This is a genomic window from Paenibacillus sp. VTT E-133291 (assembly GCF_002264395.1).
Classification (GTDB): Bacteria; Bacillota; Bacilli; order Paenibacillales; family Paenibacillaceae; genus Paenibacillus_AQ; species Paenibacillus_AQ nitricinens.
The window spans coordinates 1-20,229 of record NZ_NFVA01000069.1 but is presented as its reverse complement, the minus strand read 5'-3'; the positions used below and the strand labels follow the sequence as shown (position 1 = coordinate 20,229).

General features: G+C 46.8%; 17 protein-coding genes. 14 read left to right on the top strand and 3 right to left on the bottom strand.

What is annotated here, in order from left to right:
- Positions 1-16: 16 nt before the first annotated feature.
- The 3 genes from efeB to CA598_RS32380 all read right to left on the bottom strand — a co-directional run bounded on the left by efeB (position 17) and on the right by CA598_RS32380 (position 2,969).
- Complete coding sequence (gene efeB, locus CA598_RS22915; RefSeq protein ID WP_373455844.1) at positions 17-1,237, bottom strand: iron uptake transporter deferrochelatase/peroxidase subunit; 1,221 nt, start codon at positions 1,235-1,237, stop codon at positions 17-19.
- 116 nt (positions 1,238-1,353) lie between these two features.
- Positions 1,354-2,253 (bottom strand): iron uptake system protein EfeO, encoded by a 900-nt coding sequence (efeO, locus tag CA598_RS22910; RefSeq protein WP_094872648.1) that lies wholly within the window; start codon positions 2,251-2,253, stop codon positions 1,354-1,356.
- Positions 2,254-2,801: 548 nt separating this feature from the next.
- Positions 2,802-2,969, bottom strand: coding sequence for a hypothetical protein (locus CA598_RS32380; protein ID WP_179281690.1), 168 nt, complete (start codon positions 2,967-2,969; stop codon positions 2,802-2,804).
- 247 nt (positions 2,970-3,216) lie between these two features.
- On the opposite strand from CA598_RS32380, the gene CA598_RS22905 reads away from it, so the two are divergent.
- From CA598_RS22905 to CA598_RS22835, 14 genes are all read left to right on the top strand, one after another.
- Positions 3,217-3,441: a helix-turn-helix domain-containing protein gene (locus CA598_RS22905; protein ID WP_019908812.1), complete on the top strand. Its 225-nt coding sequence runs from the start codon at positions 3,217-3,219 to the stop codon at positions 3,439-3,441.
- Positions 3,442-3,831: 390 nt separating this feature from the next.
- Positions 3,832-4,821, top strand: a complete 990-nt coding sequence (locus CA598_RS22900) for a LacI family DNA-binding transcriptional regulator (RefSeq protein ID WP_094872622.1) — start codon at positions 3,832-3,834, stop codon at positions 4,819-4,821.
- A 21-nt stretch (positions 4,822-4,842) separates the two neighbouring features.
- Positions 4,843-5,820: an N-acetylglucosamine kinase gene (locus tag CA598_RS22895; RefSeq protein ID WP_094877992.1), complete on the top strand. Its 978-nt coding sequence runs from the start codon at positions 4,843-4,845 to the stop codon at positions 5,818-5,820.
- Positions 5,817-7,115 carry a 6-phospho-beta-glucosidase gene (locus tag CA598_RS22890; protein WP_094877991.1) on the top strand — a complete coding sequence of 433 codons (1,299 nt, stop codon included), beginning with the start codon at positions 5,817-5,819 and terminating at the stop codon, positions 7,113-7,115. The genes CA598_RS22895 and CA598_RS22890 overlap by 4 nt, the downstream gene beginning before the upstream one ends.
- Positions 7,116-7,139: 24 nt before the next feature.
- Entirely contained in the window at positions 7,140-8,066 is a 927-nt protein-coding gene (locus CA598_RS22885) for an ABC transporter permease (RefSeq protein WP_094877990.1), read from the top strand.
- A gap of 95 nt (positions 8,067-8,161) precedes the next feature.
- Positions 8,162-9,052 carry a carbohydrate ABC transporter permease gene (locus CA598_RS22880; RefSeq protein ID WP_094877989.1) on the top strand — a complete coding sequence of 297 codons (891 nt, stop codon included), beginning with the start codon at positions 8,162-8,164 and terminating at the stop codon, positions 9,050-9,052.
- A 34-nt stretch (positions 9,053-9,086) separates the two neighbouring features.
- Positions 9,087-10,733, top strand: coding sequence for an extracellular solute-binding protein (locus CA598_RS22875; protein ID WP_094877988.1), 1,647 nt, complete (start codon positions 9,087-9,089; stop codon positions 10,731-10,733).
- A 37-nt stretch (positions 10,734-10,770) separates the two neighbouring features.
- Positions 10,771-12,504: a family 10 glycosylhydrolase gene (locus CA598_RS22870; protein ID WP_179283738.1), complete on the top strand. Its 1,734-nt coding sequence runs from the start codon at positions 10,771-10,773 to the stop codon at positions 12,502-12,504.
- 187 nt (positions 12,505-12,691) lie between these two features.
- Positions 12,692-13,717, top strand: a complete 1,026-nt coding sequence (locus tag CA598_RS22865) for a helix-turn-helix transcriptional regulator (RefSeq protein ID WP_094872613.1) — start codon at positions 12,692-12,694, stop codon at positions 13,715-13,717.
- Positions 13,718-13,887: 170 nt separating this feature from the next.
- A complete protein-coding gene (locus tag CA598_RS22860) occupies positions 13,888-15,669 on the top strand; it encodes an ABC transporter ATP-binding protein (protein WP_094878006.1) in 1,782 nt (593 codons plus the stop codon).
- Complete coding sequence (locus CA598_RS22855; RefSeq protein ID WP_094877986.1) at positions 15,666-17,405, top strand: ABC transporter ATP-binding protein; 1,740 nt, start codon at positions 15,666-15,668, stop codon at positions 17,403-17,405. Before CA598_RS22860 ends, CA598_RS22855 begins: the two co-directional genes overlap by 4 nt.
- A 32-nt stretch (positions 17,406-17,437) precedes the next feature.
- Positions 17,438-17,851 carry a hypothetical protein gene (locus CA598_RS22850; RefSeq protein ID WP_094877985.1) on the top strand — a complete coding sequence of 138 codons (414 nt, stop codon included), beginning with the start codon at positions 17,438-17,440 and terminating at the stop codon, positions 17,849-17,851.
- 693 nt (positions 17,852-18,544) lie between these two features.
- Complete coding sequence (locus tag CA598_RS22840; RefSeq protein WP_094877983.1) at positions 18,545-19,444, top strand: hypothetical protein; 900 nt, start codon at positions 18,545-18,547, stop codon at positions 19,442-19,444.
- A gap of 91 nt (positions 19,445-19,535) precedes the next feature.
- Positions 19,536-20,000 (top strand): phage tail protein, encoded by a 465-nt coding sequence (locus CA598_RS22835; RefSeq protein WP_094877982.1) that lies wholly within the window; start codon positions 19,536-19,538, stop codon positions 19,998-20,000.
- Positions 20,001-20,229: the final 229 nt, after the last annotated feature.

Genomic DNA, 20,229 nt, shown 5'->3' with positions numbered 1-20,229 from the left:
GGAAAATAGGGCTGACTTAGCCTAAAAGTGCTTCCCCGATGTAGCCGCCTTTACGAATACCCGGGAAGCAGGCAAATACCGCACTGCCTGTATGAGTCATATATTCGTTTAGCCGATCACACTTGGAGAGACGCTGCTGGATCGCAACAAATTGCTTCATTAAATCCCGTTGAAAACTAATGAATAATAATCCTGCATCGAGCTGACCTGTTGCGGCATCTAATCCGCTGGAAATGGAGTAGGAGCGGCGCAGCATTTTAACTGTGCCGTCACCATGTGCTAAGGCAGAGTGTGAATCCGGCGGGATAATAGGCTTCCCGGAAGCATCAGCCGCTTTAAGATTCAGATCATCGAATTCATCCTTTGCACCGATAGGTGCTCCGCTATGACGATAACGGCCGAAGGTGGATTCTTGATCGCTCAGAGAGGAACGGTCCCAGACCTCAATTCGGAAACGTACACGGCGAACTGCCATATAAGTGCCGCCGCTCATCCATGAAGGACCGTCACTGCTGCTGTTCCAGACCACTTCGTTCATTTCTGCTTCATTCGCAGTATCAGGATTACCCGTACCATCTTTGAAACCAAGAAGATTACGTGGCGTCGCTCCCTTAGGATCTGCTGTTCCTGTGCGCTGGAAGCCTTCCTGTGTCCAGCGGAGTACGGCTGTGCCACGGGCGATACGTGCCAGATTTCGGATGGCATGGAAGGCCACCTGCAGATCATCAGCACATGCTTGGACACAAATATCTCCACCACACCACTTAGGATCCAGGCTGTCTCCCGTAAATGCTGGAAGATCGGCTAATAGGGTTGGACGCTTGGAAGATAAACCAAATCTGTTGTCAAAAAAAGAAGGGCCGACACCAAAGGTAAGTGTACAGCGCGAAGGGTTTAAACCATCCACTTCACCTGTATCGGAGGGTGGGAGATTAGGGTTGTCATTGACGTCCCCAATGAGGCTGCCAGTAGTAAGAGAAGCTGCGGCAGTTGTCCATGCTTGCATTAGCTTTTTTACATCGGATAGCTTCGTTGTGGTCAGATCAAAGGCTGCGAAGTAAATAAAATTCTGCGCAGGGGTTAGAATGCCGGCCTGATGACTCCCGTAAAAAGGAATGGAATCAACATCGGAGGCTACTGTTGGCTCAGCTACGGCATGGCGTGCAGCCATAATTCCACCAACACCTCCACCACCTAATAATAGACCAAGGCTAGTGGCGCCAGTAAGCCGCAGCATATCGCGGCGGCTTAGTTTTTTATCTAATATAAGGTTGTTCTTGGATTGTTCATTGAGAGGGGCACCTTCTGCATTCGCTGGTACACCGGTAGATCTATTTTGCTTATTCATGATGATCACACTCCTAGAATAGTTCCCATGTTGGACAATGGCTCAGCCAAGGCATCCAAATTCTGACTCAACTTACGGACATCTTCTTCCTTTAGCTCTTCATAGGAAACATATCCATCTCCAGATTTGAAAGGAGCAAGCTCAGCTTGCAAGGCTGCAAACCGTTCACCAATCGTTTTTTCCAGCTCAGCATCTTTTTTCGCCAGTTCTGGCTTTAACAGCTCGTATATCTTTTGGGCACCTTCAACATTAGCGACGAAATCATACAGATCTGTGTGGGAGTAACGTTCTTCCTCACCTGTTACTTTAGAAGAAGAAACCTCATTAAGCAGTTCTACAGCACCAGTAACGAGCAGATTGGCGTCGATTTCTACGGTCTCTACTTTTGCACGTAGAAGCTGGGCATCTTTCAATAATTGGTCAGCAACTTCGGTCATATCTTTGGTTGTGTTATCCTGCCAGAGTGCCTTTTCAAGCTTATGGAAGCCGCGCCATTCAGCAGCATCTACGTCATTCTCGCGGGCATCAATATTCGGATCCAAATCACCAAGTGCTTCTGCAATCGGCTCAATTCGCTCATAATACATGCGGGCTGGCGCATAAAGTGCCTTTGCATCCTCAATTTTTGCTTCTTTAACTGCGTTCGTGAAATTTTCTGTTTGCTTTACAAATTCATCACATTGCTCGATGACGTATGTACGATATTGTTCAACCGCTGATGTAAAGTCGGCAGTAGTTGCTGTAGTGGTATCAGATGTATTTGTTGCCTTGGTACTGTTAGCAGCAGCATTTGCAGAGTTATTATTGCTAGTGTTGCTATTACTGTTATTGTTGTTACTGGCACACCCGGTAAATAGTATGGAGGCTGCAAGTAGACCTGCAGGCACGGCATATGTGAATTTCATTGAATGAAGCACCCCTTTTTTATATGTGAATGATAATCGTTATCATTTATGCTGGACTTATCATAAGTCCGTATACATTTACTGTCAATATAAAAATGTGATGTATTTCATAGTTATATTTTGCACGACAAAAAAAATCCCGGGACTGGGAGTTGAGTTTGTAGAAATATATCTAATTATATGCGGGAATTAGCAAGTAACAATTCGCTTGATTTGATCATTTACTTGCGCGAACACGGCAGCAATCGGACACAGCGGCCCTTAACCTTAAATCCAGCTTTTTTCGAGATTTGGATCGCTAACGGCCCTCATAGTCGCTATTTGCCTATAAAACACCGCAAATAACGTCATCTGGGTCGCAAGCATCAGAAGGAAATGACGAATACACTGTAGGAGCGGCAGTTCACGACCAACAACACAAAACAGCGATTCTCCAATAATGGATGAATCGCTGCTAATGTTGCTTACAGTTTTTATAATTAACCGGACCGTCTCATTTATAGGAAAAAGCTACTTATTCGACAGCCCCATTCTGTGTCGTCTTTATTTTATTGTTCATTATGGGATTCATGTTCCGTAGAGGGTTGATTTTTGAATACTTCTGCGGCTTCCTCAGCAGAAAATTCTGGTTCGAATTTACCGACTAGTGGCAATTTGTTTAATTTCGTAGTTTGTACCTCTGCCTTAGTAGGTTGATTATTTTTCGAGTTGCTCATACTTACACCTCCTTTTAATAAGAAACAACAAGTTGTAGTTTGCCCTGTAAGGAGATGATTCTATCCAAGAGAATTTCAAGTTTTGCGGGTGAATGTCCTCACTAAAGCGGTGTAATCAGCTTCTTATGGTTAAGCCCATTTTGTAGTTATGACAGCACCATTAACTTCATCAGTACATAATATGTTTTGACTGTATCCCTTTACCTTGTTATACCAAACAAACCCAGGGCAAGGAGGGGTGACACCATTGAAGGGTAACGAACACCACAGCAAATTTCTGTTGACTCATCGTGAGCGCGAAGTTTTCGAGCTTCTCGTGCAGGACAAAACGACTCGTGATATCGCTGGCTTGTTATTTATCAGCGAAAAAACAGTTCGGAACCACATCTCCAATGTAATGCAAAAACTAAACGTTAAAGGCCGTTCACAAGCGGTTGTCGAGCTGATCAAGCTTGGGGAGCTGAAAATATAGCTGGCCATGTCTTCGGAAGTGACGCGTTTAAGCCTTCTCCACCTCTAGGGGTGAGGGAAGGTTTTTTGTTGTCGTTCTTGAATAATGATATTTCCTTAAGCGAATTATATCCTGCGGAAAGACTTTGCTATTCCGAAGATTTAGATTGCGGAATATTAAGTTTGGCTGCAGTTTATGGATTGACGGATATTGGGAATGGTTGTAAAATCATCTTAAAGTTAAAACCTTTAAACTTTTGAAATCATTTTGATACTTTCGATAAAGGTGAAACTGACATTCAATGTTCGATTCTCAGTCAGGATGTAGTTTTGGCGAGAAGAGTTAGTCCTTTTTTATTTCCTTAAAAGTTATAACGTTTAAACTATTGAACTTGGAGGCATAGAAACTTAGATGAACATTCATGATGTAGCCAAAAAGTCGGGGCTCTCTGTAGTGACCGTATCCAGAGTTCTTAACAATTCACCTTCTGTGCGTGAAGGCAATAGGCGGAAAGTGCTGAGTGCTATGGAGGAGTTAAATTATCAGCCCAATTCAGCGGCGCGGAGTCTCGTGCGTGGTAAGACGGGAGTCATCGGTATGTCGATTACCAACTTTAACGACTCCTTCTATGACCGCGTGATTCGCGTGGTGAACCGGAAGCTGGCAGAACAAGGTTACTTCTTGGCCCTGTCGATAGCCGAGAATGAGGATGAAGGCGTTAACTTCCTGTTTCAGAAGGACCGCGTTGACGGGATTATCCTGTTATCTCCGCTTGAGGAAAAAGAATATGTGGAGGAGCTGAAAAGAAAAAGTATTCCGTTTGTCTTGCTGGATAACCAGCTCCAGCATGAGGATGTTCCCAGTGTCGTCGTCGATAACTATCAAGGGGGGTATGAAGCTACCAAGCACTTGATTGGTCTTGGACACACGCAGATCGCCTATATCGGTGGCCCTTCGGTGTTCCTGAGTGTAGCGGAGCGCAAGCGGGGTTATGTACAGGCGCTGGATGAATCGGGGCTAACGCCCTTCGGCACGGAATATTGCGGATTTACAGTAAGTAGCGGTTATGAGGTGGCAAAGAGATGGATTCGTGAAGATAAGCTGCCGACAGCCATTTTTTCCGGAGACGATTTTATTGCTCTCGGTGTTGTTCAAGCCCTGCGTGAGGAAGGAATTCTGGTACCTCAGGATATCTCAGTGGTTGGCTTTGATGATCAGCAGTTCGTAGGTGAATTTTATCCCCGATTGACGACAGTCAGACAACCTGAGGCGCAAATGGGCAGCATTGGTGTTGATTTGCTGATGAAATTAATCAATGGGGAGGTGATGCCTGCTGGTGTAACGAAGCTCGCTCCTCAGCTTCTCGTGCGTGAATCCACCGCATCTGTAAGGTTAACCTAAATATTAGGAGTGAAACGAACTGTGAAGTACTTTTTGGGAGTCGATGCAGGGGGCAGCAAAACTTATGCAATGATTGCAAATGAACAGGGATCGGTCATTGGTGCAGGCAGGGGAGGGAACGGGAATCATCAAAATAATCGTGAGCAGGCGGAGAACAGTTTGCAACAGGCTGTATCGGAAGCGATTCTGGCGTCAGGACTGACAAAGGATCAGTTGGAGTATTCCTGGTTTGGCCTGGCTGGAGCGGATAGAGAATCCGATTTTCAAATTTTACGACCCATCATCAGCAGACTTGGCCTTCCCCGAACTGAGATTTCCTGCGATACCTGGATTGCCTTGCGATCAGGTACAGAGAGTAATTATGGGATCGTGCTGATCTGCGGCTCGGGAGTGAACTGCGCCGGTAAAAATCCGCGAGGCGTTACATATCAATGTGGTGGATTTGGCTATCGGTTCGGTGATTACGGCGGCGGCTATGATCTAAGTATTGAGGTATTCCGTAGCGTTCTTCGGGCAGATGATGGAAGAGAGAAAGAGACTGTCTTAAACGAACGCTTAATTCATTTGCTGGGCTATTCCAGTGTTTCGGAGTTAAGGGAGGATTACCTGGATCATTCGAGAGACTTGCCTCCCCAGATTGCTGAGCTGCTGTTTCAAGCGGCAGATGAAGGAGACCAGGTTGCCACCCTACTGCTGACCAAGCAAGGGGATGAGCTCGGTTTGGCAGCGGTCTCGACAATCCGCCATTTGGCTATGGAGGAGGATTCCTTTGACATCGTACTTGCAGGCAGCTTATTAACCAAGGGGGATCGCTCAGGCATCATCCGGCGGGCCATTGAACAGAGTGTGAAGCATTCGGCTCCAAATGGCACTTTAAAGATTCTAACCCGGGAACCGGTTGTAGGCGCGGTCGTTCTGGCAATGGAAAGCAGCGGTATGCGTGTGAATCAGGAGGTTCTTGATCGTCTATCACTGGGTAAGGAGGGGCTATTATTATGAAGGAGAATTTGAAGCTCGTTGTCATCGGAGCGGGTTCATCATATACGCCTGAGCTTATTGAAGGCATCATCATGCATCATAAAGAGCTTCCCATCCGAGAAGTATGGCTGGTGGATATTGAGGCGGGAAGGGAGAAGCTGCATACGATTGCGGAACTAAGCAAGCGTATGATTGCTGCGTCCGGACTGCCAATTACCGTGGACCAGACGCTTGAGCGGAGGGAGGCCATCGCCGGAGCAGACTTTATCTGCACTCAAATCCGGGTAGGTATGCTGGAAGCGCGAAAGTGGGATGAATTAATTCCGCTTCAATACGATGTCATCGGTCAGGAGACGACGGGTCCTGGAGGGATGATGAAAGGCCTACGGACCATTCCGGTCATTCTGGATATTTGCAAGGACATTGAGGAGCTAGCTCCGGATGCCTGGTTGCTGAATTTTACGAATCCGGCTGGTATGGTGACTGAAGCTGTTCACAAATATTCATCGGTAAAAAGCGTAGGCCTGTGCAACTCGCCGATCGGTTTTCAAAAGTGGCTCTCTGAGTTTTTCGGACTTCCTATGGAGAAGATCTACGCGGAGTTTGTCGGCATCAACCATCTGCACTGGGTATCCGATATCGTAATTGACGGTAAAAGCAAGCTACAGGAGCTCATTGATTACCCCCAGAACTACAAGGCGAGCAATGTGCCGTTTGATTCCTGGGACCACCGGTTTCTGAATGCTTTGAAAGCCATCCCTTCTTATTACCTTAGCTATTACTACATGACGGACGCGATGCTTGCGGAACAGAAGGAAGCAGCAGCAACGACCGGATCGCGCGCTGAGGTAGTGAAGAAGGTGGAGGAAGAGTTGTTTGAGCTGTACCGGAACGTAGAGCTTAAGGAGAAGCCAAAGCAACTGGAGCAGCGTGGTGGAGCCTATTACTCGGAGGCGGCAGTGCTGCTGATGCGCTCCATTTATAATGATTCCCGCGATATCCAGACGTTGAATGTAAGGAATAACGGAATGATTGACTTCTTGCCGGACGATGCCTCCATTGAGGTGAACTGTGTGGTAACCAAACAAGGTCCGCTGCCGATTCCGCTGCGCAAAATTCCGCAGCCCGTCAAAGGCCTGCTGGCCGCGGTCAAGCAATACGAGAGCCTCACCATCGAGGCGGCTGTGCACGGAGACCGGGATATGGCCCTGCAGGCTATGGTTCATCATCCGCTCGTGCCCTCGGTCACTGTAGCTGAACAGCTGCTGGATGAAATGCTGGAGAAGAACAAAGCGTTTTTGCCGTTGTTTCACTAGAATCGTCCAGAGGAGGAAAAGCGGATGAACACGGCCGAGAAACCAAGTAGATGGAAGAAATTCACCAGCCAATTGGATTTGCAGTCCATGGTTTGGCCGGGAATTATCTTTGTATTCATTTTTAGCTACATTCCGATGTATGGCGTGGTCATGGCGTTCCAGCAATACGATATTTTTGGCGGCATTATGAAGAGCCCCTGGGTTGGATTTATGCATTTCAGAATGTTCTTCGAGGCACCGGAGTTCTGGAATGTGATGCGAAATACCATTGTGATTAGCTTGCTTAAATTGATTATCTCTTTTCCGGCACCGATTCTTCTTGCACTGATGCTGAATGAGATCGGTAATATGGGCTTTAAACGCGTTATCCAGACCGTCAGCTATTTACCTTATTTCCTGTCTTGGGTTATTGTATCCGGTTTTGTATTTTCGCTATTATCTGTTGATAACGGAACGGTGAACTATGTGCTGGAGCGATTCAATCTGGTAGGGAAGCCAGTTAACTTTCTGGCATTACCCAAATACTTCTGGTCTATTCTAGTAAGTGTAAATGTGTGGAAGGAGGTCGGATTTGGGAGCATTGTCTATCTGGCCGCGATTGCAGGCATTGATCCGACTTTATATGAAGCCGCTTCCATAGACGGAGCAAGCCGATTTAAGCAAATTCACTTGATTACACTCCCCAGCATTACCCCCATTATCATCATCTTTATGATTCTTGCGATCGGCAGTCTGCTTAGTGCGGGCTTTGAGGACATTTTGCTGCTGGCAACCAATCCAATCCTGCGACCCTACTCCGATGTTATCGACACCTATGTGTACCGTGTTGGGATATTAAATGCCAGATTCTCTTATGCGACAGCGGTAGGGCTTTTCAAAGCGGTGATCAGTGTCCTTCTGCTGGTGATGGCCAACAAAATAGCCCGCCGGGCAGATGTTAGTCTCTGGTAGGTACTACTACTCATAGCGAATGCTTCCGATGCAAGTTTTATTGGAATGTATCGACTGTAAGTAATGCTCCATAAACCTTTTAGGAGAGGTGAACAATGAGACTAAGCCTAGGCGACAAAATCATGCAGCGGAGTATTTATATCCTTTTGACGCTGCTGGCGCTACTTATGCTGTACCCATTTTGGAACGCGCTGGTCATTTCCTTTAATCTAGGGAGCGATACGGCGCTCGGCGGTATAACCTTGTTGCCGAGAGCATTTACCCTGGAAAATTATTATATTGTGTTTCAGGATCATCGCCTGCTGAATTCTTTTCTGATCACCATTCTTAGAACGATGAGCGGCACGGCGTTGTCCGTCTTCTTCACGGCCCTGTTAGCTTACGGAATGTCCAAGAAAACATTGCTTTTTCGAAAACAATATATGGTGTTCTTCATGATTACGATGTTCTTCAGTGGAGGGCTCATTCCTAGTTATTTACTGGTTCGCTCTTTGGGTATGCTGGACACCTTTTGGGTTCTGATAATCCCCGGTATCATCAGCGTCTGGAACATGATTGTCATCCGCACCTTCTTCAACGCTTTGCCGGAGGGGCTTGAGGAATCGGCCAAAATCGACGGTTGCAGTAACTACGGCATTTTCTTCCGAATCGTTATTCCCGTCTCCGGTCCGGTGCTGGCCACGATTGCTTTATTTACTGCGGTCGGTTACTGGAACGACTGGTTTACGGGAGCGATCTATATTACGAAGGACGAACTGCTTCCTATACAGACCCTGCTGCGGCAGGTTATGAACTCCAACATAATGACCCAAATTGGCTCATCGAATGCCATCGCGCTGGATCATATGAACCGAAATCGGACGATTACTACGAAGTCACTGACCATGGCTACGATGATGATCGCTACTATTCCGATTATCCTGACGTACCCTTTTCTCCAAAAGTACTTTGTGAAGGGCGTAATGATCGGTTCATTGAAAGAATAGCAGTGTCCATATTATGTAGAAAGAAGGGAAAAGAATGGGCAATCGTATGAAATGGGTATCGCTTCTGCTGACTTCGCTGGTGCTTCTTCTCGCTGCCTGTAGCGGAGGGGGGAATTCTAACACTTCACCAAACACAAGCGAGAAAAATCTGAATACCGAGGTCGCCACTGATGACGGCAGCGGGATCAAGCCTGTCACCTTCAGCTTCTATGGAAACTATGACTGGCTTACGACATCACCATGGGGGGATAATGAGGCGACAAAATGGATTCAGGAGAACCGTAAGGTTACAGTTGAACCGATTCAATCGGGAGGTGCGGCCGGAGAAAAACTCAACACGATGATCGTTGGCGGAGATTTACCGGATGTCATTTTTACTGACCGGGGATCCTCAGTGGAACGGCTGGTGCAGGCAGGGCAACTTGTTGCGCTGGATGATTACTATGACAAGTATCCGAACTTCAAGAAATATTTGAAGGAATCCACCCTGAATTTGCTCCGTTCAGATGACGGGAAAATCTATCAAATCCCGAACTGGTATACCTCCGGGCAATTCGGCAACGGCGGATGGATGGTGAATAAAGATATTTATAATGAGCTCGGCAGACCGGTGCTGGAGACCTTTGATGATTTGTATCAATATTTACGCTTGGTGCAAGAGAAGTATCCCGATGTTGTACCTCTGGAGGTTGGCGAGAAGGGGGCAGGTCTGGAGATTATGTATGGCGGTTTTAAGAAGCATTCTACCAGTAAGTTCATTTCACTCATGGGATATCCGGAAGGCGACAAGCTGTCATCTATCTTGGATGATCCCGCTTACGAGGAGATGGTGCTGTATATCAATAAGCTGTATCGTGAACGGCTGATTACGCAGGATGCACTGCAGCAAACCCAGGATGCGGTCAAAGAAAAGGTCAATACCAGCCGGGTAGCGGTCATGGTCGAATCCAATATCACTACGTATGGAGCCGAGGGACATCGTGCACTGACTGCGAACAATCCGGACAGCGGTTATGAAATTATTTGGCCTATTCATAAAGCCGGACTAGACAAAACACAAGTGTTTGTAAGCGGTTTCGAGACGCTGGGTTGGAACGTCAGTGTCATTACGAAAAAGGCCAAGGATCCGGAGGCCATCTTCGCTTACTTTGACTGGATTACGGGTCCGGAGGGACAGAAGGTGCTATTCTTCGGTCCTAAAGGCTTGTATTGGGATGAGGAGGACGCAGACGGAGCACCAATTCCGAACGAGAAATACAAGACGACTCCTGCTAACGAGCGTACCGAAACAATGAGAAAATTCGAGGACTTTAACTGGGCGGGAAATACGACCTTTATTGATACGGCGAAAATGAGCTTAGAGGCACTGCTTTCCGCGAACCAGAAATCATGGGAGACAGTGGCGCAGTCCACGGTGACCTGGAAAACCGCGCTGGACATTACGGAATTTGTGAATACCGATCCGCTTCCGGATACGGAGATTGGCATCATCGCACAGAATATCGGGGATATTTATACCCTTGCTTACGCACAAATGGTTCAGGCGAAGTCGGATGAAGAGGTATTGTCGGCACTGGAGACAGCCAAAAAGAATACCCAAAAAGCGGGGCTGGATAAGCTGCTTGAGTTCAGAACCGAAAAATGGCAGGAGAATGTCAAGAAAATCAACGCGACGAAATAAGACTTTTATGAAATCTTATACTTGTGGAGGCGATATTATGGCATTTGCGCTGAGATCGAGATGCATAGCAATGTTAAGCTTCGTATTGGTTTCTTCGATAGCAGGTGGTTCCGTTCCGGCTAAGGCCGACGAGGAGAGTAATCCCCCTTTTGAAACGGAAGTTATTGTACGGACCGTAAACCAGTTTAAGAACACTGCGGATGTCCATAATTTCATCCAGCTGTCCACAAGCTACGGTGTCGATGTCATCAGCATGAACGTGAAGCAGGATGAAGATGATGAGGTTCCGTCTGGAAGTGTATTTTATCAGAGTGATATCGCTCCGATCGCGCAAGGCTACGAGAATTTCGATGCTCTGCAGGCTGTCATAACAGCAGCCCATGCTGCAGGAATCAAGGTTCATGCCTGGATTCCCCAGTTCCATGATCAGCAAGCCTTCCTTGCTCACGATGAATGGCAGATGCAAGCGCTGGTTAACGGGGTTCAGATTCCATTCACAGGTTCTAACGGCAACGAATACTTCGTCAATCCGATTCACCACGAAGTGCAGCTGTATGAGCGTTCCATCATTCAGGAAGTGATCGAGAATTATGCTGTTGACGGTGTTGTACTAGACTGGATCCGCTTCGACAATTACAACATGGACGTCAGTGATTACACGGTTGCGAAGTATCAGGCACAGTTCGGGTATTCCCCGCTCAGCATTGACTTCGATACGGATTCGCCTCAGCGGGAACAGTGGAATGAATGGAGAACAGAACAAATTGGACAGTATGTAGGCGATATCCGTGAGGATATTTCTGAATCCACAAATCCGGATGTGCAGCTCGGTGTGTATATTTTGCCGCCGGAATTTACAGAGGTTGGACAGAATGTAGCCAAATTCAAGGATGATATCGACTTTGTCGCACCGATGGCGTACTTTGATGACTGGGAGTTCAATAGTGATTGGGTATACAGCACTTCCTACGGCATCCTGAAGGATACGAGCGACCGGATCAGTGGCAGTGATGTGGAGATTGTAGCCACACTGGATAATGACTGGACTGATGATCAATATCAGGAGATTTACAAGGGAATCCGCGAGAATTATCCGGACGTGAAGCGCCTGTCGTTCTTTGCCTACGGGGCCTGGCCAGAAGATGAATTGGCCAATATCAAGGAACGTGAAACCTGGCCGACGCCAGGCTGGACGCCTCCGGTAGAACAAGACTATCCGGCTCAATTACCAGCTGGATGGAAGGCTCGAAATATCGGTTCCATGCCGGGGAACGTTACCTACAATTCATCCAATAAGCAATTTACACTCAATAGCAGCTCTACGGATATTTGGGGAAATGGAGATCAACTGAATTATATATACCAATCCGCGAGCGGCAATGCGGAGATTATTGTTAAAGTGCAGTCCACTAGCCGATTGGACGGCTGGGCCAAGGCCGGCATTATGATTCGGGAGTCGTTGGGTCATAATTCGAAGCACGCAGATATGATGCTTACCCCCGAGAATGGGGCAACCTTCCAGTATCGTGCAGAGACCGCGGGCAATACGGTCGACCATACTGCGGCTGCCTCGGCTCCAAGATGGCTAAAGCTGACCAGAAGCGGAAATACCTTCAAAGGGGCTATTTCGGCGAACGGGAATAACTGGCAAACAGTTGGAACTGTTCAAATCCCGATGAATCGCAAGGTGTATATTGGCATAGCGCTCAGCAATCCGGGGGATGATTCGAGGAATAAGGCCGTATTTGGAAATGTGAAAATTACGGATTAAGTCTAATGCAATCGCTTGGGGAGCTGAAAATATAGCTGGTCACGTCTTCAGAAGTGACGCGTTTAAGCCTTCTTCACCTTTAGGGGGGGAAGGTTTTTTGTTGTATATGCATGTTTGCTAAAAGAACATTCAATTGATAATCATTCTCAATACATATATAATTAATCCAAAGTAAGGGGAAGTAGGGATGAGCATGAAGCGTAACGATGGTCTGATTGAAGCAGAAACGATTGATGCCCATAAGACGCTTAGATGCGAAGGGTTTAATATTACTTACCAGTTGGACGGAAGCCACTTTGAGATAAAACCACCGGTCGAGCTAGGGGAGGGCAGCTGCCGGAGCCTGCTTACTCAGCGTTATCTTCAGATGACGGATTTTGATCTCCAATTTAATCGGGATATCGAAGCGAAGGGCGAGTTTAGAACACCTCGTACGGAGCTGATATTCTGTATGGGACATGGAATTGAATGGGGGACCTCGCTGAAGCAGGACTACTTTGCCATAGATACAGGAGAAAGTGTGCTGCTTCACGGCGGAGTAAGAAGTGAAAATTGTATATACCTTAGCGGAGCGGGCTACAGATTCCTCAGCATAGATATGAGTCCGGCACAATTTGAGCGGATGACCAGCGGACTGACCGAGGATACACGGCTCCAAGCCGGAGGAGGAGCTGGGTTGTTTTTTGGCAAAAACGCTATCACACCATCTATCCGACTCATTCTGTCTCAAATTGCGGACTGTTCCTATAGTCAGGGTATGCGGGAACTCTATCTGGAGGGGAAAATGCTGGAGCTAATGGCTGTCTATCTCAATGAATCTTTATTTGAAGCTGATCGGATTTCCCACACAGTCAAGCTATCTAGAGATGATATGGAGAGCCTGCGGCTAGCCAAGGAAATTCTGCAGCGTGATTATTTACATCCACCGACACTAGCAGGGCTCTCTCGCATTATTTGCCTCAATGAGTTCAAATTGAAGAAGGGCTTTAAGGAAATGTTCGGTTATACTGTCCATGCCTATGTGATCGAACAACGGATGCAAAGGGCACAGCAGCTGCTAGAACATGGAAATATGACGGTAAGTGAAGCAGCATCCAGAGTCGGATACGTGAATGTCAGCCATTTCTCAGCAGCCTTTCGTAAAAAATTCGGTGTGCGTCCTGGAGCATATCTGATCAGTGGTAGACAGCGTTCTTTAGGAACAAGGATGTAAGCTCGCATCGAAAACAGATGCTCCTGATTTGGTTGATTATAATCCCGGAAACGGTAGCAACCATGAAGAGCGTTCCTTTACACTAGTGCACAGAGAATCATTCTCAGTGCACTTTTTTGTGCGTAATTATAAAGAGTGGGGGAACAGCTGTGAGTAAAACCAAAACTGGCATGTCGAGACTGCTAGAGATTGCCGGAGAGAAGCGGGGCTTGCTGATCCTATCTGGCATATTGTCATCTGTCAGCGCCGTGTTAATGCTGGTACCATTTTTGTCTGTTTATTTCATCTTGGCTGAGCTACTGCGGCATGCCGCGTCTCCTGGACAGGTTGACGGTGATGCAATGATCCGCTGGGGATGGATTGCACTTGGCGGATTGATCGGAGGGTTGGTGACCTCATATTGCGGTATTATGTGTTCGCATATTGCGGCTTTTCGTATTCAGTATAATCTGCGTGTGCGAATGACTGAACATCTAGGCAGACTGCCGCTCGGCTTCCTGAATGGAACTTCGACCGGCGCAGTGAAGAAGACGCTGGAACAGAATGTCGACAAGGTGGAAAATTTCGTAGCGCATCAGCTCCCTGATCTGGTCAGCGCGCTGGCGTCCACGGTGCTTATGATTGTGGCGATGTTCTGGCTGAGTCCGCCTTTAGCTGTTGCCTGTCTTCTACCGATCCTAATAGGAATGGTTGTGCAGTCAGCACTTATGATGAGTAGTAAGGGGAAAACTAGTGTGAAGCAGTATCATGATTCTTTGGAGCAAATCAATGCTTCAGCAGTGCAGTATGTGCGGGGGATGCCAGCGGTGAAGGTGTTCGGGCAGACGGTGCATTCCTTCCGAAGGTTCTACAGTGATATGACCAGATACCGTGATTATTGTCTGGAGTTTACGGACCGTTATCAGTCAGGCTATATTCTGTTCAAAACATTGCTGGCCTCCTCATTTACCTTTATTTTACCGGTGGGTGTCTTTATGCTAAGCGGCCAGCCGAATTCCATGTCCTTTGCGCTTGTGTTGCTGTTCTTTCTAATTATGGCACCAGGCGTATCTTCTCCGCTCTATAAGCTACTTATGCTGGCTTCGAGCACTCGGGATATCGGCGAAGGTGTAGAGCGGATGGATCGTCTATTGGCACAGCAGCCTGTACCAGAAATAGCAAAGCCGCTGTCACCGCAAGCTTTCGACGTTGAATTTATGGATGTAACCTTCTCCTACAGTGAAGAAGAGGGGGCTGCGGCTGCGCTCAGCGAGGTCTCCTTCCGGGCAGAACAAGGGAAGGTTACAGCGCTGGTTGGACCGTCAGGTTCAGGTAAATCGACGGTGGCCAGCTTGGTGCCGCGGTTCTGGGACCCGCAAGAGGGTGCGATCCGTATCGGTGGAGTGGATATCCGCCATATGGCGATTCATGAACTGATGAATACAGTTGCCTTTGTATTTCAGGAGACCTTCCTGTTCTATGACACTTTGTATGAGAATATTGCGGTCGGTAAACCGGGAGCAACGCTGGAGGAAGTTCAGGCTGCAGCCAGAGCGGCACAATGCGACGAGTTCATCTCTCGGCTTCCGCAGTTGTACGATACGTTAATCGGTGAAGGTGGTGTCTATCTCTCCGGCGGTGAAGAGCAGCGTATTGCGGTAGCCCGGGCTATCCTTAAAAATGCTCCGGTACTTGTGCTCGATGAAGCAACTGCTTTTGCCGACCCGGAAAATGAGCATCACATGCAGTTGGCACTAACGGAGCTTATGCGCGGGAAGACGGTTATTGTCATTGCTCACAGACTCTCCTCTATTCGTGAAGCCGCACAAATTCTGGTACTGCGAGATGGGCAAATCGTGGAGCGTGGAGATCACGATAGTTTGATTGATCGCGATGGACTTTACACTCAAATGTGGCATGTCTACAGTGACGCCGGAGATTGGCATTTGGAAAAAAGGGGGGAACAGCTATGAAGGTATTGCACAATATTACTGCTGGCAAACCACAGCAGCTGCTGAAGCCTGTATTTTTTTCCTTACTGGCTAACTTAGTCAGTGTGCTTCCGTATGCGCTAGTGATTGAGGCGGTGCGGTTGATTTTTGCTCCTTATATTACGGTGGGTGCAGAGCTTCAGATAGAACGGCTTTGGTGGATTTGCGCGGGACTAGCTGCTGTCATGGTACTGATGTTCCTGAGCGAGATTCCCGCTTACCGCACTGCATACCGCGGGGCTTACAATGTTGCGGCACAGGGACGGGCGGAATTAGCAGAACATCTGCGTAAGCTTCCGCTAGGCTACCTGACTCGCCGGGATCCCGGTGATTTGGCGAATATGATGATGGGCGATTTCACGCTGGTTGAGACAGGCATTTCACATCTGCTGCCACAGCTTGCAGGGGCTTTTGTACTGCCGATATTTGCACTTGCAGGTTTACTATTCCTCGACTGGCGGATGGCGCTTTCCATGTTCGTGGCGCTGCCGGTTGCCCTTCTAATTATGTACCTGTCAGGTAGACTGCGGCGGAGATTAGGGACGAATCATATGAGAGCCAAATTGAACGCCGCGAATCGGCTACAGGAGTATTTGAATGGTATTCGGGTGATGAAGGCCTACAACCTGACGGGAGAACGATTTGTCCGTCTGGATAGCTCTTTTAGAACTTTGATGAAGGAAAGTGTGAAGCTTGAAGGGATATTCGGACCGGTCATTCTAACGGCTATGGCTCTTCTTCGTGCGGGTCTGACCTTAATGGTATACGTTGGTGTTCATCTATTGTTAGGCGGGGAGCTCGGTATTCTGCAACTGGCGGTATTTCTTATTGTCGGCACACGCATCTATGATCCACTGACGACGGCGCTCGCCAACTATGCCGAATTCCGGTACAACGAACAAGCGGGTGAACGTATCGTAGACCTGCTTCGCCAGCCGGTCATGACGGGGACTACAGCTCCGCTTTCCGAGAGCAGTACCATTCGCTTTGATAATGTTACCTTCGGTTATGGAGGTGAGCCTGTTCTCAAACAATTAAGCATAGAGATGCCGCAAGGCTCATTAACTGCAATTGTGGGTCCCTCCGGCAGCGGAAAGAGTACAGTGCTGCGCCTGATCTCGCGTTTCTATGATCCTGACGAAGGAAGTGTTCTGCTAGGCGGACGCAATATTAAAGATATTGATCCAGAACATTTGCTAGGGTCTGTGTCGGTTGTGTTTCAGGATGTGTACCTGTTCCAAGACACCATTGGAAACAACATTGCTTTTGGGCGGCCGGGCGCGTCGCAGCAGGATATTCAACAAGCAGCAGAAATGGCCCATTGCCATCATTTCATCATGAAATTACCGCTTGGTTATGACACGCCGGTAGGCGAGGGTGGCAGTACGCTTTCCGGAGGGGAGAAGCAGCGGATCTCCATTGCTCGCGCGATTCTTAAGAATGCTCCAATTGTATTACTAGATGAAGCTACTGCATCGCTTGACCCGCAGAATGAAGCCGAGATACAGAAGGGAATTGATACTCTGATTACGGGCAGAACTGTTATTGTTATCGCGCATCGGCTGAAAACTATACGAGGTGCAGACAACATTATTGTGCTGGAAGATGGCCGGCTGGTCGAGCAGGGACGACATGAAGCCCTACTGTTGCGCGGCGGACTGTACGACCGGCTTTGGAAGCTGCAACAGCAATCCGTCGGATTCCGCATCACATCTTAGGCAATGCTCGGCACATTTTAGGAGGAAAACGTATGGCTATAACAAAGGATGAATCCGCTTGGCCGATTATAAGCCTTAGTTTGGGGGAGGCGTTTGATCAGGTGACCGTAGAAGAATATATCGCTTATTGGGAAGAGCTGCTCGCGCGCCGATCTGCCTTCGGCCTGCTGATGGTGCATTCTGCTAAGAAAAACACACGTCCAGAGCGTGCGGTCACACAGCTGTATATGAACTGGTGCAAGATGAACAAGCGGGAAATCGCCCAATATTGTTCAGGCATCGCGGTCGTAATGCAGAATGCTAAGTTGCTTGCTGTCTACAAGCCAGTTACAGCGTTGTCCACTAAAAAACCTACGGCTGCTCCGGAGGCGCTTTCTCCGGAGAGGCTGAGCATAAGGTGGCTGGAGGAGCAATTGGCTAAGGCACCTTCGGGTACGAAAAGCTAATATAGCTGCCCATAATTTGGGGATACACATTTAAGCTTTCTTCACCCTTTTGGGTGGGGAAGGCTTTTTTTATCTAGAAAGATAAGAATCCGCCAACCCCTCACAACCAACGTGTCAGAGTAAGCTTTTATATAGACCATTCTCTAGTCCTATGGAATATCCTGCCCTTCAATTCCTAATCCTAGTTTAAATTGGAATAAGTGGTTTAATAAACCTGTAGATGAACACTGCCAATGGTTATTTCAAGTGGTCGAAGAGATGATGGAATTCTTTATTATTGACTTGCTGAAGTTACCTGATGTCAACCAATCCTAATAGATTTAGGAATAATGCCTGAATTTATATTACCGTTTATCCCGGAAGAGAGAATGATATGTTTTTATACATCCGATGCGGAGATTGAGAAACACAGTAATAAATCTATGATTAAGTTCTCCAATGAAATAAAGAACGCTTGCACTAAGCTGGGCATCAAAACCATAGAAAGAACACCAAACATGAGCGTAGAAGAACAATTTAGGTTAGTTTGTGAACATTTTAAAATGTAAGGATGACCGAAAGGTATACCTACTCAAAGGAACCATTCCTTTGTCAGGGATGGTTTCTTCATAACTAGAAAAGTACACAGGTGTGCCCGTATAATAAATAGGAGCAAGTAATTGGCAGTAGACTGATGATGAGGGGAGAGAAGACATGTTTTTCTTTAAGAAAAATAAAGGCATCACAAAAGAGGAGCTGCAGGCCCTGGTTGAAGGCTTGGAGCAGGCTTATATGGATAAGGATGAAGAAGGTTTGAGCAAAAGATTTCATCCAGATAAGAGGGGAATGTCCTTTTTAAATCACTTTCAATTAATGATGACATTTCAAATCTATAATATAAAATCTGAAATTCTTGAATTTGAATTGCTGTCAATGGATGCCACTAAAGCAGTCTTTACATACACTCGGAAGCACATTCATACCTGTATCAACCCCGCCGATGAACGTGAGGAAAAAAGAAATCAAATTATCAGTTATTTCGTTGAGGCTGTGAAGGAGAATGGTTCAATTTGGATTACGAGGTACAGCCCTTATAGCACGATTTTTGTAGATAAGAAGGGTGATTTCCTTAGTGGTGTGGATGCGGTCATTCCTCCTGGAGAAGAGATCAATTCAGGCATTGCGCGATTCATCCCTTATTTTCAGCTTGACAGCTATGTACCTGCAACATTCCATGTCTACAGTAACAGTCAATTTATCGGATATTATCCGCTAGGAGAATACCATCGGTACGAACCTTCGCATACGTTCACGATTAATTATTTTGATGAAATAGCAGCGTCTTCTGTAGAGAAGCATACAGCGGACTATATCTCCCAAGAAACCTTGTTGACTGCTCAAGTACTGCATCAGACTGTTAATAGCTCTATAGTGGAGACGCAGTTGATGAACAATAATGTATTAGAGCATGAACTTGTTACCAGCCTGCTTACGAAGGATGGGTTCTATATGATTAGATTTCTGTATGACAAAGGGAAGCCGATCCCGCCAGAGGAGCGAGAAAAGTGGAAGCGCGAGATGGTCACTTTAATAGAAAAAGAGCACAGCAGTTAACACAGAAACTTGCCGTTACAGACAGCACGCGAACCGTATCCTAAGTAACGATAAATTTTTTGGTAATAATGAGAGAAAAGGAGAGATGAAAATGTCCTATATCGTTGAATTCAAAAATGTGTCTACGGTTGGGTTAGAATCTTCACCTGTAGTAGATGCACTTGCTGGTCTGCGTGCTAATGAGGCCCGTTACTTTATGAACAAATACAAACATGAGTTTACGGTTGTACAAGCCAGTGAAAGTCAGGAGACCCTTGATTATGTGAACCGAATTTTAAAAGAAGAACGTGATATTGAGTTTGCGGCCAAACCTTTAGAAACGTCGCGTTTTCAAGTGGGAAATATTAAATTTGCTTATGTCTTTTATGAGGATGGTCTTGCAGTCAACGTTATGTATACGGTGGATGACCCTAAGAAGCGGGCTGTTGGTTTTAAGCTTTCTGAGGGGATGGAGATCCCAAAGGAGCTAGAAGAGAAGTTTAAGTTTGCTAGGCAGAAGTCCAAGCTAGCCGGAACAATTCGGGGTTCGTTTTTTGTAATTAAAGGACAGTATTAAGGTTAGCAAAATTGCAACTTAATCAATGAGAGGGCCATCCTGTAAAAGGATGGCCCTAAATCTTGCCGGTATAAATAATTTGCTTAGGTTATCTATGGGATTGGACTCTCATTTAAGAGGCCGAATTTATTATATAGAGCAACGAAAACTGGAGTAGCGTGCCTACTTAACAATTATTTTGCATGAGTAGCTGAGATGCTGGAATGTACGGTATAAATCCCGTAGAAAA